At 51.2% G+C, this 15,733-nt stretch carries 15 protein-coding genes; 13 read left to right on the top strand and 2 right to left on the bottom strand.

Annotated features, from left to right (window positions below; translation table 11 throughout):
- Positions 1–3: 3 nt before the first annotated feature.
- Genes ATL17_RS01085 through ATL17_RS01120 form a run of 8 tightly spaced genes read left to right on the top strand, consistent with a single transcriptional unit; the run spans position 4 to position 7,248 of the window.
- The gene (locus tag ATL17_RS01085; RefSeq protein ID WP_133570936.1) at positions 4–1,125 is read left to right on the top strand and encodes an ABC transporter ATP-binding protein; all 1,122 of its coding nucleotides are present in this window, start codon (positions 4–6) and stop codon (positions 1,123–1,125) included.
- 54 nt (positions 1,126–1,179) lie between these two features.
- Entirely contained in the window at positions 1,180–1,395 is a 216-nt protein-coding gene (locus ATL17_RS01090; protein ID WP_133570937.1) for a twin-arginine translocase TatA/TatE family subunit, read from the top strand.
- Between the two features lie 50 nt (positions 1,396–1,445).
- Complete coding sequence (gene tatB, locus ATL17_RS01095; protein WP_133570938.1) at positions 1,446–2,219, top strand: Sec-independent protein translocase protein TatB; 774 nt, start codon at positions 1,446–1,448, stop codon at positions 2,217–2,219.
- On the top strand, positions 2,216–3,043 hold the full coding sequence (gene tatC / locus ATL17_RS01100) for a twin-arginine translocase subunit TatC (RefSeq protein WP_133570939.1): 828 nt from the start codon (positions 2,216–2,218) through the stop codon (positions 3,041–3,043). The genes tatB and tatC overlap by 4 nt, the downstream gene beginning before the upstream one ends.
- Before the next feature lie 38 nt (positions 3,044–3,081).
- The gene (gene serS / locus ATL17_RS01105; RefSeq protein ID WP_133572156.1) at positions 3,082–4,359 is read left to right on the top strand and encodes a serine--tRNA ligase; all 1,278 of its coding nucleotides are present in this window, start codon (positions 3,082–3,084) and stop codon (positions 4,357–4,359) included.
- Positions 4,360–5,154: a 5'/3'-nucleotidase SurE gene (gene surE, locus ATL17_RS01110; RefSeq protein WP_133570940.1), complete on the top strand. Its 795-nt coding sequence runs from the start codon at positions 4,360–4,362 to the stop codon at positions 5,152–5,154.
- Entirely contained in the window at positions 5,144–5,806 is a 663-nt protein-coding gene (locus ATL17_RS01115; RefSeq protein ID WP_133570941.1) for a protein-L-isoaspartate(D-aspartate) O-methyltransferase, read from the top strand. The genes surE and ATL17_RS01115 overlap by 11 nt, the downstream gene beginning before the upstream one ends.
- Before the next feature lie 53 nt (positions 5,807–5,859).
- Positions 5,860–7,248 (top strand): M23 family metallopeptidase, encoded by a 1,389-nt coding sequence (locus ATL17_RS01120; protein WP_133570942.1) that lies wholly within the window; start codon positions 5,860–5,862, stop codon positions 7,246–7,248.
- A 43-nt stretch (positions 7,249–7,291) separates the two neighbouring features.
- Here ATL17_RS01120 and ATL17_RS01125 read toward each other — a convergent pair whose 3' ends face one another.
- Positions 7,292–8,158, bottom strand: coding sequence for an ATP-binding protein (locus ATL17_RS01125; RefSeq protein ID WP_133570943.1), 867 nt, complete (start codon positions 8,156–8,158; stop codon positions 7,292–7,294).
- Between the two features lie 157 nt (positions 8,159–8,315).
- Here ATL17_RS01125 and yajC point away from each other — a divergent pair, with 157 nt between their 5' ends.
- From yajC to ATL17_RS01150, 5 genes are read left to right on the top strand one after another with little or no spacing between them, the layout of a single operon-like run.
- Complete coding sequence (gene yajC / locus ATL17_RS01130; protein ID WP_133570944.1) at positions 8,316–8,654, top strand: preprotein translocase subunit YajC; 339 nt, start codon at positions 8,316–8,318, stop codon at positions 8,652–8,654.
- 32 nt (positions 8,655–8,686) lie between these two features.
- Positions 8,687–11,230 carry a protein translocase subunit SecD gene (gene secD, locus ATL17_RS01135; RefSeq protein ID WP_133570945.1) on the top strand — a complete coding sequence of 848 codons (2,544 nt, stop codon included), beginning with the start codon at positions 8,687–8,689 and terminating at the stop codon, positions 11,228–11,230.
- A 2-nt stretch (positions 11,231–11,232) separates the two neighbouring features.
- The gene (locus tag ATL17_RS01140) at positions 11,233–11,625 is read left to right on the top strand and encodes an Mth938-like domain-containing protein (protein WP_246028608.1); all 393 of its coding nucleotides are present in this window, start codon (positions 11,233–11,235) and stop codon (positions 11,623–11,625) included.
- The gene (locus ATL17_RS01145; protein WP_133570946.1) at positions 11,622–12,482 is read left to right on the top strand and encodes a phytoene/squalene synthase family protein; all 861 of its coding nucleotides are present in this window, start codon (positions 11,622–11,624) and stop codon (positions 12,480–12,482) included. The genes ATL17_RS01140 and ATL17_RS01145 overlap by 4 nt, the downstream gene beginning before the upstream one ends.
- A gap of 9 nt (positions 12,483–12,491) precedes the next feature.
- Positions 12,492–14,237 carry a DUF4153 domain-containing protein gene (locus ATL17_RS01150; RefSeq protein WP_133570947.1) on the top strand — a complete coding sequence of 582 codons (1,746 nt, stop codon included), beginning with the start codon at positions 12,492–12,494 and terminating at the stop codon, positions 14,235–14,237.
- Here ATL17_RS01150 and trmFO read toward each other — a convergent pair.
- Positions 14,234–15,619 carry a methylenetetrahydrofolate--tRNA-(uracil(54)-C(5))-methyltransferase (FADH(2)-oxidizing) TrmFO gene (gene trmFO / locus ATL17_RS01155; protein WP_133570948.1) on the bottom strand — a complete coding sequence of 462 codons (1,386 nt, stop codon included), beginning with the start codon at positions 15,617–15,619 and terminating at the stop codon, positions 14,234–14,236. The genes ATL17_RS01150 and trmFO overlap by 4 nt on opposite strands.
- Positions 15,620–15,733 lie beyond the last annotated feature (114 nt).

Consider the following 15,733-nt stretch of genomic DNA (forward strand, 5'->3'; position numbering starts at 1 on the left):
TTTATGACCCAACAAAAAATTGAGACCACTCGGGGCGCAACAGATGTGAATTGGGGCCCACGCGGCACCGCGGGCATCAGCTTCGCTGCAGCTCTCGAATTTCAAGATGTTAGCTGCAATGTCGGTGCGACTCACGTGCTCAAGGACACAAATTTCGAAACTGCACCGGGTGAAATCCTGTGCCTGTTGGGCGAAAGCGGTTCCGGCAAGTCCACCATTTTGCGCGCCACAGCAGGTCTACAGGAAATTGATTCAGGGCGAATTCTGATTAACAAGCGCATCATGTCCGCGAAGGGCGTCACCGTGCCGCCCGATAAGCGTGGCATTGGCTTGATGTTTCAAGATTTTGCGCTTTTCCCACATTTGTCGATTTTGCAAAATGTAGAATATGGCCTCAAATCATTGGGTCGCGAAGAAGCAAAAAAACAAGCCTTGCAGGCGTTGAAGCGGGTGGGGCTTGATGGTCGCGCAATGGATTATCCATCGCAGCTCTCAGGTGGCCAACAGCAGCGTTTGGCGCTCGCGCGATCCATCGCACCAAAGCCGGGCCTTTTGTTGTTGGATGAGCCGTTTTCTTCATTGGATGCGCGCTTGCGTGAAAGCGTGCGGGCGGAAACTTTGGCCGTGCTGCGCGAAACCCAAGCAACCTGTATTCTGGTGACACACGATCCGGAAGAAGCAATGATCTTTGGTGACAAGATTGCCTTGCTGCGTGATGGTCAGATCGCCCAAATCGGCACATCAGACGAGATTTACAATCATCCAAAAGATATTGATGTCGCTCGGTTCTTCTCCCCCGTCAGTGAAATTCCAACGATTGTACAAAACGGTGTAGCCACAACGCCATTCGGTAATGTGGAAGCCAAAGGCCGCCCTGATGGTGCGCGGGTGATTGTGGCCATGCGCCCAATTGGCGCAGTCTATATCGATGCATCTGGAAACGGCACGCCGGGTCGCATTGTCGCCAAGCGCGATGCGTTGGGCGTGGATACCTTGGAAGTTGCTGTTGCGGGCATCGATAATACAATTCGGTTGAGACAACCTACAAATGTCAATATTCGTCCGGGTTTGGATGTTAATATTGCTATTAATCCCGAACACGTGCTTGTGTTTGATGCGATTTGACCATATTTGATGGAGTGTAGATCGTAATAGATCACCAGTTAAAGGAGTAAGAGAATGAATCCGGGTCCATGGGGTATTCTCATCATCGCCGTTGCCGCTTTGCTTTTGTTTGGCCGTGGCAAAATTTCTGGCATGATGGGCGAAGTCGCTTCTGGCATTAAAGCCTTCCGCAAAGGCATGCAGGACGACGATCAAAAAACCGGCGAAATCGAGAGCAACAATACTGTCGATGCAACTGCCAACGAAAAAGAAAAAGACAAGCAAGGCTAATAAGCTAAGCATGTCGCCTGTTTTCAGCGACCATTCATAAGAGGAGCATTATGCTCAATATCGGCTGGAGCGAGATGTTGATTATCGCAGCAATCGCATTGATTGTTGTGGGGCCCAAAGATTTGCCCGCATTGTTGCGCCAATTGGGCCGCATATTCTCTTCAGTGCGTCGCATGGGGAACGAATTCAAATCAGAGCTGAACAAAGTTGCAGCGATTGATGAATTCAAAGAAGCCAAAAAATCAATCACTGACCCATTGAATCAGACCTCCAAACAGATTTCTGATGAATTCAACAAAGTGAGCGAAAATGGCAGCGTTGAACCAACAGGCAAAATCAAGCCTAAGGTTGAGGGGAGTGAAAGCGTCGCTGATGAAATTCGCGAGGCGGCGGGCCTTCCTCCTGTGCCCCAACCTGATCCTGAGGCGGCTGCCGCCTCAATGAAAGAAGCGGTAAAACGCGGGCAAGAACGCGCCGCCGAAGCTGCTGCACAAGCAGAGGCAGCTAAAGCTGCTGCCAAGGCAAAAACAGCCGCGCCAGCAGAGCAAAGCGATGCCGCTGAAGCCAAGCCTGCATCTGCGACCGCGAAAAAAGCGCCAGCTAAGCGCAAACCTGCGGCACGCAAAACCACAGCTGCAAAAACGGCCAGCACCGCGACCAAGACCAGCAAAGCGACCACAGCTAAAAAGCCTGCGACCCGCGCGGCGGCCAAGAAGCCAACAACGCGCAGCACCGCAGCTAAAAAGCCCGCGGCGAAGAAACCTGCCGCACCGCGCAAAATAACAAAGGCCAGCACGGCCAAATCTAAGGAGCAATCATCATGAGCAAGCTCCTAGAAAATCCAGAGGCACAGCAAGAAGCTGACGATATGGAAGTGGCGCAGAGCGAAGCGCCCTTGATGGAACATTTGGTAGAATTGCGCCAAAGGCTGATTTATTCGCTGGCCGCAATCGCCGTATTGTTCGTCGTCTGCTTTTTCTTCGCAGGCCAAATTTTTAACGTGTTGCTTGGGCCGTTTGAACGGGCCGTTGGCAATATCGAAGATGTTGAACTGATCTACACAGCACCGCAAGAATTCTTCTTTACGCAGCTTAAAGTTGCACTGTTTTCCGCGATATTCTTGGCATTCCCCGTGATAGCCATTCAAATTTATCGTTTCATTGCACCAGGGCTCTATAAGCGCGAACGCAAGGCATTCCTGCCATTTATGTTCGCCACGCCAATCCTATTTGTGCTGGGCGCAAGCCTCGTTTATTTCGGTGTGATGCCGCTGGCGCTGAAGTTCTTCATTTCATTGGAGCAAACAGGTTCCGGCCAAGCCTCCATTCAAATGGTCACGCGGGTTTCTGAATATCTGTCATTGACCATGACATTGCTTTTGGCCTTTGGCTTTTGCTTCCAACTGCCTGTGGTGTTGGTTCTTTTGGCCAGTGCCGAATTGATCAGCTCCGACAATCTGAAAGCATGGCGGAAATACGCGATTGTGGCGATTTTGACCGTGGCTGCGTTCTTAACCCCGCCAGAACCCATGACCCAGATTGGCCTCGCGGTTCCAGTGTTTTTGCTCTATGAATTGTCAATCTTGGCCGTTCGGATGGTAGAGCGATCGCGCAAGCCTGTTGAAGCCGACACCGACTCAAGCAAATAATCAAAAATACCTAAACGGCAAAATGCCGGAGAAAAATGATGTTCGATATTAAATGGATTCGCTCTAATCCAGACCTGTTTGACAATTCTTTGGCGCGTCGTGGCGTTGAGCCAATGGCAAATGCGCTGCTCGCATTGGATGATGAACGCAAGAAAACCGTTCAACAACTCAATGAATGGCAAGAAAAGCGCAACGCATCCTCCAAGCAAATCGGCCAGGCCAAAGCGCAAGGCGATGAAGAGAAGGCGCAAGCGCTTCTCGCTGAAGTCGCTGATTTGAAAGCAAAGGTTCAGGCAGGCGAAGAGCAAGAGCGGGAACAAACCGCAGAATTGAATCAAATTCTGGCTGGCGTGCCAAACCTGTTGCTCGATGATGTGCCTGATGGTGAAGATGAAGACGCCAATGTGGAGCGCCATAAAGTCGGCGAACCAAAGCGCTTTAACTTCGAACCGAAAGAACATTATGAGCTGGGCGAGGCCCTCGGCCATATGGACTTTGAAACAGCTGCCAAAATTGCCGGTTCGCGTTTTGTGGTGCTGAAAAGCGATATTGCACGGCTGGAGCGAGCATTGGGTCAATATATGCTCGATCTGCACACGCGTGAGCATGGCTTTACTGAAGTTGTTGCGCCACTTTTGGTGCGACCAGAAGCATTGTTCGGCACAGGCCAATTGCCGAAATTTGCCGAAGATGCCTTTCAAACCACAGATGATCGCTGGTTGATTCCAACCTCTGAAGTCTCGTTGACCAATTTGGTGCGTGAAAGCATGTTGAGCAAAGAAGAGTTGCCGCTGCGCTTCACCTCTTTGACCCCATGTTTCCGGTCAGAAGCCGGTTCTGCGGGGCGCGACACGCGCGGTATGCTGCGTCAGCACCAATTCTATAAAGTGGAAATGGTGGCAGTAACCACACCTGACACATCGCTTGACGAGCATGAGCGCATGCTGGGCTGTGCCGAAGCCGTGATGAAAGGCCTCGAAATTCCATATCGTGTGATGCGCCTTTGCGCAGGCGATATGGGCGCCACCATGCAGCGCACCTACGATATTGAAGCTTGGTTGCCTGGCCAGAACACTTATCGCGAAATCTCTTCTGTATCTGTTGCAGGGGATTATCAGGCGCGGCGTATGCAAGCGCGTTATCGCGATGAAGATGGCAAGCCTCAATATGTGCACACGCTGAACGGTTCAGGCGTGGCCACTGGCCGTGCCTTGATCGCGGTTATGGAAAACTATCAGCAAGAAGATGGTTCAATCGCCGTGCCAACAGTGTTGCAGCCTTATATGGGCGGCCAAACGGTGATTTCGGCGGACTAAATGAAACCTAACCCGCGCATTTTGATCACAAATGATGACGGTGTGGACGCACCGGGCATCAAAGTGCTGGAACAAATTGCGCGGGAAATCTCGGACGATGTGTGGGTTGTAGCTCCACAAACAAATCAATCCGGTGTCGGTCACAAATTCACGCTCGGCCAAGAGTTGGAAATCGAGCAACGCGATCAGCACATTTTCGCGGTCAATGGTTCCCCAGCTGATTGCATTGTCACTGGCATGACCCATTTGTTGAAAGACAATCCGGCAGAGATTGTTTTGTCTGGCGTCAATCGCGGTCAAAATATTGCTGATTTGGTCAATTGTTCCGGCACAGCTGCTGGCGCGCGAGAAGGGGCCTTGCAAGGGGCTTTGGGAATCGCTTTGAGCCAAAGCATGGATTTTTCCAACGAGCATTTGATCGAATGGGAATGTTCTGAGGCCTATGGCGCGCAAGTTGTGCAGCAGATCATCGAAACGGCCGAAGGCACCGAAACTTATTACAATGTCAATTTCCCTCGCTGCACTGCAGATGAGGTGAGTGGCATTGAGGTCGTGCCTCATCAGCGATTCTCAACATCGCCATTTGAATATTATCCATCCGACAATGCGGGCAAACATTTTGTGGCCATCTTGGAAACGCCAAAGCCACTCACACCAGAAGCAGATTGTGTTCGGTTGCTAGACCATAATGCGATCACGGTCACACCGCTCTTGCTTCAACAAACGGATATGACAGAATTGAAACGCATCTCAGGCGCTTTTCAATTTTCAAAGGTCAATCCAAATGCAGGATGATGAACCGCTAAATTTAGAATGGGCCAAAGCCTCGCTGGTGCTCAGCCTGCGCCAAAAGGGCATTACCCAGCGTGCCGTGGTGAACGCCCTTGAAAGCACACCGCATGAACTGTTCCTGCCTGCAGATTATGCCGAATATGCCTATAAGGATTGTGCATTGCCCATAGAGTGCGGGCAGTCGATGACATCGCCTGTCAAAGTCGCGCACATGCTCTCTAAATTGCAATTCGACGAGACTTTGCCAAAAATTTTGGAGGTGGGCACCGGTTCTGGCTATGCCACCGCTTTGCTTTCTCGATTCGCCAAACGTGTATTTACCATTGAAAAATATGGCACCTTGTTGCGCTTGGCGCAGGAGAGGTGGGAGCATTTAAAGCTTTCAAACATTGTCAGCCAACATGGCGATGGCCTAACGGGGTGGGAATTGCAAAGCCCGTTTGACCGGATCATCCTCACAGGCTCAGTGCAGCAAGTGCCGCGGCAATTGCTTGACCAGCTGGTGGATGGCGGGCTTTTGCTGGCGCCAGTCGGTGCGCCAAACGAATTGCAGCAGCTCACGCGATATGAGCGATTGGGCGATCAATTTGTTGAAGATGTGGTCGGCACAATCAGATTAGCACCATTGTTGAGCGGAAAATCTCAAACTCTTTAAACTCCCCTTTACCTTAATGAATTTATATTGGGTTGAGTAAAGTTGTATTGAGTATGAGTAAAACCATGATTGTGCGCCAAAAATCACGGCTGTTGAAAAACAGCGTTGCCCTTGTCACCACATTGGGCGTCGCCGGAATTCTGGCAGGTTGCACCACAGCCCGATCACCCTTCGTGGCACAAGGGCCGTTGGTTACCAATTCCGTGAATACGGCTCAAAATGCAGATTTAAATCAAGCCATGCCTTCCGCTATCGGTGCGTTGCCCAACAGCAACCCAACATCGCCAGCGCCAGTGCGTGTTGCGCAAAACACCAATGCGCCATTCACGCCTCCGGCTGATGTGGGCGGTTCTTATGGCAGCACATATCCAACAAATTCAGGGTCACAAGATCCACTTTTAGCGGGCAATTATCCGCAGACACAGGCGTCTAACTCTAATTTCGGCAATGTGGCCGCAGCACCGTCTCAGGTTTCGCAGCAACCTTTGCCTAGTTTGTCACCACTTCCAGTAAAGAGTACCACCACCATGACAGCGTCTACTTCGCCTGCCGAAATTCAGACACAGCCGCAAACTTTGCAGCCTCCCGCAACGCAAACCGCAGCCACACCGCGCTTGGTGCCGGAAAATGCGTTTATGCACAAAATCGAAGCTGGCGAATCGCTTTACGTGATTGCGCGCCGCTATGATGTGACACCGCAGGCGATTGTTACCGCCAACGGTTTGGCGTCAGCAGATCGTATCTTTGTTGGTCAGGAATTGATCATTCCAGGTCGCCCGGATCTGATTGCGCAAAAAGCGCCAGCACCACAAAAAGTGGCCGAAGCTGCGCCGCAAACCCAAGTGAGCCAAGTGCAAAGCGATGCACCGCAATCCAGCCCAACGCCAATCGCGCGTCCACAAGGGCTGAAAGTTGCTGCAGCACCAACACAAACTCAAGTGCAACAGCCAAAGCCGCAAGCCGCAGCGCCAAAGCAAGTTGAAACAAAGCCAGCGCCACAGCCTCAGCAAGAAGAGATTAAAACAGCGTCCGTGCCGCAAGCTCAAATTACAGCGACACCCCAAGCGCAGCCGCAATCTCAAGGCTTTCGCTGGCCTGTTTCTGGTCGCATGATCCAAGATTTTAAAGCGTCCAAAAACACTGGCATCAATATTGAAGCACCAGAAGGCACTTCAGTAAAAGCTGCTGATGCGGGCACTGTGATTTACACTGGCAACGCCGTTGAGGGATACGGCAACCTTGTGTTGATCAAACACCCGAATGGTTATGTGTCAGCTTATGCGCACCTGAAAGACATCAGCGTGAGCAAGGGCACAAATGTTGGCCGTGGCGATCAAATCGGCTCTGTGGGCCTAACCGGCTCCGTTGCCCGCCCACAATTGCACTTTGAATTGCGCAAAGGTGCAACGCCAGTTGATCCGGCACCACTGTTGGTCAGCTAACATCAGCAAAGTCTGATTGATCTAAAAGAAATTTGAGGGCGCGTCAGTTAATGGCGCGCCCTTTTTTACCTGCTAAATGCCGCACAAACTGAATGGCCACGCGGCCAGAGCGAGAACCACGTGTTTGCGCCCACTCTATGGCTTGCGCCCGAATGTTTTCCGGCGTTTCTTCAATGCCATAGTAAGCACAATAGCCATTGATCATTTCAAGGAATGTGTCTTGGTCGCAATTGTGGAATCCGATCCAAAGACCAAACCGATCAGATAGAGAAATCTTTTCATCATTGGCTTCATTTGAATGGATCGCCGCGCGCGCCTCATTGTCGATCATATCTCGTGCAATCAAGTGGCGACGGTTTGAAGTGGCATAAAACAACACATTCTTGGGTCGGCCTTCCAACCCGCCATCCAGCACCGTTTTCAGTGCCTTATAGTCAGTTTCTTCCCGGTCGAACGACAAATCGTCGCAATACACCAAAAATTGAGCGTCATGCACCGCCAGTTTGCGCATCAATTCGGGCAGGGTAGAGATGTCTTCCCGATGAATTTCCACCAGAATAAGACGCTTAATCTCAGCATCATTTTTGCCGCGTGCATTGATCTCGCCGTGGATGGCCTTGACGATGGAGCTTTTGCCCATGCCTTTGGCGCCCCAAAGCAATGCATTGTTGGCGCCCAAGCCCTTGGCGAACTGTAAGCTATTGTCCAGCAATGTCTTTTTCTGCGGCTCAATACCTTGCAACAAGTCCAGTTCAACGCGATTTACATTCACCACTGGCAGCAATTGACCGGCGCCGCCTTCCCATTGATAAGCATTGGCGTCTGTAATCTTCACTTTTTCGCTGCTGGGGCGGCTGGCCAACACGCGCAAGGACTGCGCAATATCTGCCAAGAACTCTTTTAATTTCATTTTTGCTCCAAACTGGTGAAAAAGGTGGGGTTTTCACTTTGCATTTCAAAAATCCCCCCTATATATTCCGGCAAAACCAAACCAACCCGTGGCTTGGGTTTTGGCGCAGATTATGTGAAATCTGTCTTCAACAAAAGCCACATCAAGGAGTATCCGTATGTTTGTTTCACCCGCATTTGCTCAGGCTGCAGGCGCACCAGGTGCCGCTGACTATTTGACCAGCTTGATGCCAATCTTGTTGATCATTCCAATTTTCTATTTTCTGATCATTCGCCCGCAGCAAAAGCGCGTGAAAGAACAGCAATCAATGTTGGAAGCCATTCGCCGTAACGATGTGATCGTGACCAATGGTGGCCTTGTGGGCAAAGTGACCCGCGTTAAAGACGACAATGAGCTTGAAGTTGAATTGGCTGAAAATGTACGGGTTAAAGTTGTCCGTTCAATGGTGGCAGACGTGCGCACCAAAGCTGAGCCTGTTAACGACAACAAAAAATAATTCTTGAAACGCGAACGCTAGGTTTTCTTGCGATGCTAAATTCATCTCCACTACGCGCTACCCTGATTGTTTTGGTGGCGCTTGCCGGCATTTTGTTCACATTGCCCAACTTTGTTGCGCCTTCAACGCTGAATAATCTGCCAGACTGGATGCCGAAAAAACAAATCGTGCTGGGGCTGGATTTGCAGGGCGGGTCTCACTTGCTGTTGGAAGTGAACCGCGAGGAAATTGTTAGCGAGCGCGTGAAAGAATTGCGGCGCGAGTCGCGTTCAATCTTGGCGAATGACAACGGTATTGGCCACTTGATCCGCACTGAGGGCGCTAAGCTCACCATCGAATTGACCGATGCTGAAAACATGCAGACTGCTCTCAATGCGTTGCAAGAGCTTGATGTGCCTTTGTCTCAGGCCCTTGGCGGCGTTGGTGGTGTTGATGAAATGATCATCGGCCAAGCTGGCGACAAGCAAATCACCATTGAGTTGACCGAAGAGGGCATCTCAGAGCGTTTGTCATCAGTTGTCGCGCAGTCAATTGAAGTTGTGCGTCGTCGGGTAGACGAACTGGGCACAACCGAACCGACCATTCAGCGCCAGGGCAATGACCGTATTTTGGTTCAAGTGCCAGGCTTTGACGATTCTGAGCGCCTGAAAGACGTTATATCAAAAACAGCGCGTTTGACCTTCCACATGGTGCACCCAAGCATGAGTGCAGCGCAGGCCAAAATCCAAGGCTTGCCAGATGGCACTATGATCTTGCCAAGCCAAGATGGTGGCGAAGAATTGCTGTTTGAAGAAGTGGCCATTGGCGGCGAGTCTTTGGTTGATTCTCAGCCCGGCTTTGATCCGCAAACCAGCGCACCAATCGTTTCTTTCCGCTTCGACACTCGTGGCGGCGTGAAATTTGCTGAAATTACTGCAGCCAATATCGGTAAACGTTTTGCCGTTGTGTTGGACAATCAGGTGATCACAGCACCTGTTATCAACTCAGCAATTCCTGGCGGTTCAGGCCAAATTTTTGGTAACTTCACTGCGGAAAGCGCGAATGATCTGGCCGTATTGCTGCGGGCAGGTGCGTTGCCAGCCACATTGGACATTATTGAAGAACGCTCTGTTGGCCCAAGCCTTGGTGCAGACAGTGTGGCTGCAGGTGAAACCGCAGGCCTTGTCGGCGGCATCATGGTCATCATCTTCATGATTTTGGCTTACGGCACATTTGGTATTTTCGCCAACGTCTCACTCCTGATCAACGTTACCTTGATCTTGGGTGCGCTGTCGCTCTTGGGTGCAACGCTTACGCTGCCGGGTATTGCAGGTATCGTTTTGACCATCGGTATGGCCGTTGATGCGAACGTTTTGATTTATGAGCGTATTCGCGAAGAAAAACGCGCAGGCCGTTCGCCAATTCAAGCAATTGAAGCAGGTTTCCAACGCGCCTTTACCACCATTTTGGATGCGAACGTCACCACATTGATCGCTGCGGCCATCTTGTTCTTCTTGGGTTCAGGCCCAATTCGCGGCTTCGCGGTCACTTTGGCGATTGGTATCATCACCACCTTGTTCACCGCTTATATTCTGACACAGTTCATGATTTCAAAGTGGTATGCACGTCGTCGTCCAAAAGAGTTGAAAATTGCTTTGTTCAACTTCTTCCCAGAAGATTTGACCTTGAAGTTCATGAAGGTGCGTAAGATCGCATTTGCCTTCTCACTTGTCTTGATCGTTGGTTCCATGGGCTTGTTCGCCACAAAAGGCTTGAATTTGGGTATCGACTTTAAAGGCGGCTCGTCTATCGAAGTCCAATCTACTGAAGGTCCGGCCGATATCGCGCAACTGCGCGAAATTGTAGGCGCGTTAGACCTTGGCGATGTGCAGGTTCAAGAATTCGGTACTGATGTGGATGTATTGATCCGCGTTGAAACCCAGCCAGGTGGCGATGTGGCGCAGCAAGAAGCGGTAACCAAGGTTATCGAAGCTGTGGAAGTTGAAGGCTATGAAAAGCGCCGCTCTGAGGTGGTTGGCCCAACCGTTTCTGGTGAACTGGCCACAACCGGCACACTTGCCGTTGTCGCCGCCATTGTTGCGGTTCTTGGCTATATCTGGATGCGGTTTGAGTGGCAGTTTGCCTTGGGTGCTGTTGCCGCCTTGGTGCACGACGTGCTGTTGACCATTGGTCTTTTTGCCATCACTGGTCTGGAGTTTAATCTGGCCTCAATCGCGGCCATTCTGACGATCGTGGGTTACTCGCTCAACGATACGGTGGTGATTTACGACCGTGTGCGGGAGAATCTGCGCAAATATCGTAAGATGAGCATTCCAGACTTGCTGGACATGTCCGTCAACCAGACATTGTCACGGACCATCCTGACATCGATCACCACATTGCTGGCTCTTGGCGCGCTTGTCGTGTTTGGCGGCGAAGTGATCCGCAGCTTTACCATTGCGATGGCTTGGGGCGTGCTCGTGGGCACATACTCCACCATCTTCGTGGCGTCACCATTGCTCATCAACTTCAATCTAACTGCCCGTAAAGAGCCAGTGAAGAAAGAAGAGCGCCGCGCAGATGGCGCATCGGTGTAGTCTTGACCTCGCAAGAAGGTAGCGGCTTTCTAAAATATCAAGTTCCCATTGACGCTTATGGCAATGGGGGCTTCCGCTTTGCGGATATGTCGCACAAAGGCTCGTTGCTGTGCTTGCCCTCCGGCATGCACAGTTGGGCCGTGTCTGACGCAAGTGAAATCACCCATGCCAGCTTGGAAAAAGTCTGGGCTGAAACCGACCAAATTGATGTTCTGTTTGTGGGCACTGGCGACCAATTGCTTGTGCTTGAAAAGCCGATCAAACAAGCCGGACGTGAGCTAAACATCATCACCGAACCTATGAGCACTGGCGCCGCTGCACGTACATATAATGTGCTGTTGGGGGAAAAACGAGCGGTAGCCGCTGCGTTGTTGGCAGTTGAGCGTGGGAAATGAGCGACAAAACTGACACGGCCAATCACGAATTAGTCGGCGCGCAATTACGCGAACTTGATCGTGATGCCTATTTGGCCAGTCTTGTTCTGCCACAACAAGCTCGCTTTGCCGTGCAAACGCTCTATACCTTTTCCGCTGAACTCGCCGCGATCCGCCGCCGCGTCAGCGAGCCAATGCCGGGGGAGATTCGCCTGCAATTCTGGCGTGATGCGTTGGAAGGTGAGGGACATGGCGATGTGGAAAGCAATCCGCTCGCCAAAGCGCTATTCGACACAATCAAAATTCATCAGCTATCCACTGTGCCGCTCATGCGCATGGTCGCAGCGCGTCGGTTCGATCTTTATCAAGACCCGATGCCTGATCAAAACCAGTTTGAAGGTTATGCAGGTGAGGTGGCGTCCATCAATCTGCAATATGCCGCACAAATTTGCGCAGGTGATGCAGCCGAACCTGAATCGTTCAACGATGCGGCTGGTCATTTGGGCGTCGCGCTGACCTATCTCCGCGCGCTTTATAGTTTCGAATATGACCGTCGACGGGCGCAAATCTTCCTGCCGCTCAGCATTTTCAACGCTTACGGTCTTAGCGATGCTGAGATTTTGGCAGCAACAAAAAAACAAGAACTTGTGGCTGCATTATCTGCTTGCGCGGAAGAGGCGCGAGGCCATTTCGAAAAGGCCAGCACCGCCATCGGCGCGTTGCCCAACATCGCAAAACCTGCTTTTGCCTTGCTGCCCATCGTGGATGCGGACCTCAAACGTGTGGAAGATGCGTTGAAATCTGGTGATTGGCATGCCGCAAAAATGTCGGATTGGCGAAAAATACTCAAAATCATATTTTGGGGATTGCGCAAATAGGAGAGAAAAATGGCCGAGCCGTTGCAATTAAGTGCTTTTGAAAAGTGGCGGCAACGCTTAGGGCCAGAGCTTAGCCGCACAGCCCAACGCTTTCCAATTCCCGTCGTGCTGATTGTCATCGCCACGATTCTCTTTTTGATCGAAGTGAATACATCGCCCGAGATCGAAGGCGACATTCTGGCAAAAAGCGTTGTGACCTTAGCATTTTCCACATTATTCGCTGTCGCATGTCAGCTGATGGTGGAAACAGGCGTCTTGTCCAAACTGCTTTCTTGGATTTTGGCGGGCATTGGTCTGCTGGTGTTTGGCGCCACACTTTTCTTTGACAGCATGGCAATAGGCGAACCCTTCATGTGGGCGCCTATTTTGGTGCTGTTCACATCCGTTGCTCCGGCTTTGAAGCCGCGTGCGAACAGCTCACACAGCCAGCAAGATTTTTTCTGGTGGATCAACCATCGCTCCATTGTGGCAGCTTGCATCGCGGGCCTAGCATTCCTGCTGATCTTGCTAGGCATGGTTATCATTGAACGTTCTGTCGCAGTTCTCTTTAATATCGGCGTGGACCGATTGATTTATGGCTATTTGCTCACGCTAGCTGGCGTGCTTTTTGCGCCGATTTATTGGCTGGCGATGATTCCGGAAGTTACGCAATTTGACAAAGGCGAGCTGGAACAACCAGACCCATTATCACGCGCGGTCGGCTTTCTGGGCCTTTACATCTTCACGCCATTCTTGTGTCTGTATTCGCTCATCCTCATGGCTTACGCCGCACAAATTTTGGTGCTGCAGACCTATCCGGAAGGCACCGTCGGCTGGATGGTGGTGGGCTTTATCTGCGTTGCCGGTCTAAACCATCTGCTGCTTTATCCGGGCTTTATGCGGGCAAAGCCTATGGTGGCACGCTATTTGCGCTACTGGCCATTTCTCGCCATCATCCCCTTGATCATGCTGGTCATCGCCATTCAAATCCGCGTCAGTCATTATGGCCTCACGCCAGAGCGGATTTTGTTGATTGCTGGCGCTGTATGGACAATTGCGATCATCGCGCTCGGAGTGTTTAACAAGCTCGATATCAGGCTGCTACCCGGCCTCGCAGCGCTCATTCTGTTGCCCATTTCTTTTGGCCCGTTCAATATCGAAATGTGGGCTATGCGCGACCAATTGAGTCGCTTTGAGCAGAATTATGCAACGTGGCAAGATCAACAATCAGATGAAGCTGCCCAAGGCTTGCGCAGCGCCTCCAATTATTTGTTGAACTCTGCGGAAGGTCGACAAGCGCTAACCCAAACATTGACCGTTAAGGGCATGGATGTGGAAGGCGAAATCACCCGTGAACAACTTACAGCGCTGTTGGGCGTGCCCGATATCGCGCCGACTTATCGCGATAATGAATTTGTGCTTTTGGCGCAAAAGGAGCCGGTTGATTTGAGCGGAGACTTCATTTTTTACGGCAGAGGCGAATTGCCGTGTTGTGAAAAGGAAGTCGGGCCGTACGAATTCAAATTGGATGATCGTGAATTGGTAATCACGCGCGACAATGAGCCCTTTGCCACTCATGATTTAACGCCGTGGGTGAACCAGCAAAATATGAGCGTCACCACGTTACGTGAACCGATGATTGAAATTCAGGCGGATGGCCGTACATTATTGCTTCTGGTCTACCACGCCACTTTCGAGCTAAAGCCCGACGAAGTGCGCAAACCGGCGCGTCTGGACTATTATGTGCTGGAGAAAAAAGGCAATGGCGCCAATTAGCGCCATTGTTCCAAATCAACCAATGCTCGTGCCGATGTAGCTTGCTTTTTCGCCTTGCCACGATCCGGCCCGCGCCAGCGTTTCACGCCTTCTGGCTTTGTCACCTCAATTGGTGGAAACAGGCCAAAATTCACATTCATCGGCTGGAAGCTTTTGATGCCATTGCTCTCATCTGCAAGGTGACCACCCGTAATGTGGTTCACCAATGCACCAAGCGCAGTGGTTTTTGGCGGGGCATCAATTTCATTGCCCAAAATCTCATGAGCAGCCAAACGACCAACAACAAGGCCAAGGCCCGCACTTTCCACATAGCCCTCAACCCCAGTCACTTGCCCGGCAAAGCGCAAACGCGGGTCTGCTTTCATGCGTAATTGACCATCCAGCAAAACGGGTGAGTTCAAAAATGTGTTGCGGTGCAAGCCACCAAGGCGGGCAAATTTCGCGTCTTCCAAACCAGGAATCATGCGGAAAATATCGGCCTGCGCGCCATATTTAAGTTTGGTCTGGAAACCAACCATGTTCCAAAGCGTGCCCAACGCATTATCTTGCCGCAATTGCACAATGGCATGTGGTTTCACATCAGGATTGTTTGGGTTGGTCAAGCCAACGGGCTTCATTGGCCCAAAGCGCAATGTTTCGCGCCCGCGTTCGGCCATCACTTCAATCGGCAAACATCCATCAAAATAGGGTACATTTTCCCATTCTTTGAATTCGGTTTTGTCGCCTTCAAGCAGCGCATCGATAAAGGCATTATATTGCTCTTCATCCATCGGGCAGTTCAAATAATCGGCGCCAGTGCCGCCCGGGCCTGCTTTGTCGTAGCGAGATTGCGCCCACACCACATCAAAATTGATGCTTTCCTTATGGATGATTGGGGCAATCGCATCGAAAAATGAAAGCGAATCTTCGCCTGTCAGCGATTGAATGCCCTGCGCCAACGCCTCAGAGGTGAGGGGGCCAGTAGCAATAATCACATGTTTCCACTCTTGAGGGGGCAACCCAGCCACTTCACCGCGTTCGATGGTGATGTTCGGGTGGGCTTCCAACTGCGCGGTCACAGCTTGTGAAAACACATCGCGGTCAACGGCCAAGGCACCGCCTGCTGGCAATTTGGCTTTTTCCGCAGCGCTCATCACGATTGAGTTGCAGCGGCGCATTTCTTCATGCAACAAGCCGACCGCATTATTTTCATAATCGTCAGAACGGAAGGAGTTGGAGCAAACAAGTTCAGCCAACCCATCTGTCTGGTGCGCATCGGTTTTGCGCACGGGGCGCATTTCATGCAGCACAACTTGAACGCCAAGTTCAGCGGCCTGCCAAGCAGCTTCAGAGCCAGCAAGGCCACCACCAATGATATGCAAAGTTTTTGAATGATCTGTCATGGGGGCAGTTAGCAAGGAAAGGAGGGAGAGTGCAACAAAATTCAGACACAAAAAAACACCCGCGAAAGTCGCGGGTGCTTAAAGATTTGGGAGGTCTTTGTGAGCGCTCAACGC

The organism is Maritalea mobilis, assembly GCF_004363175.1.
In the GTDB taxonomy this organism is placed as follows: Bacteria; Pseudomonadota; Alphaproteobacteria; order Rhizobiales; family Devosiaceae; genus Maritalea; species Maritalea mobilis.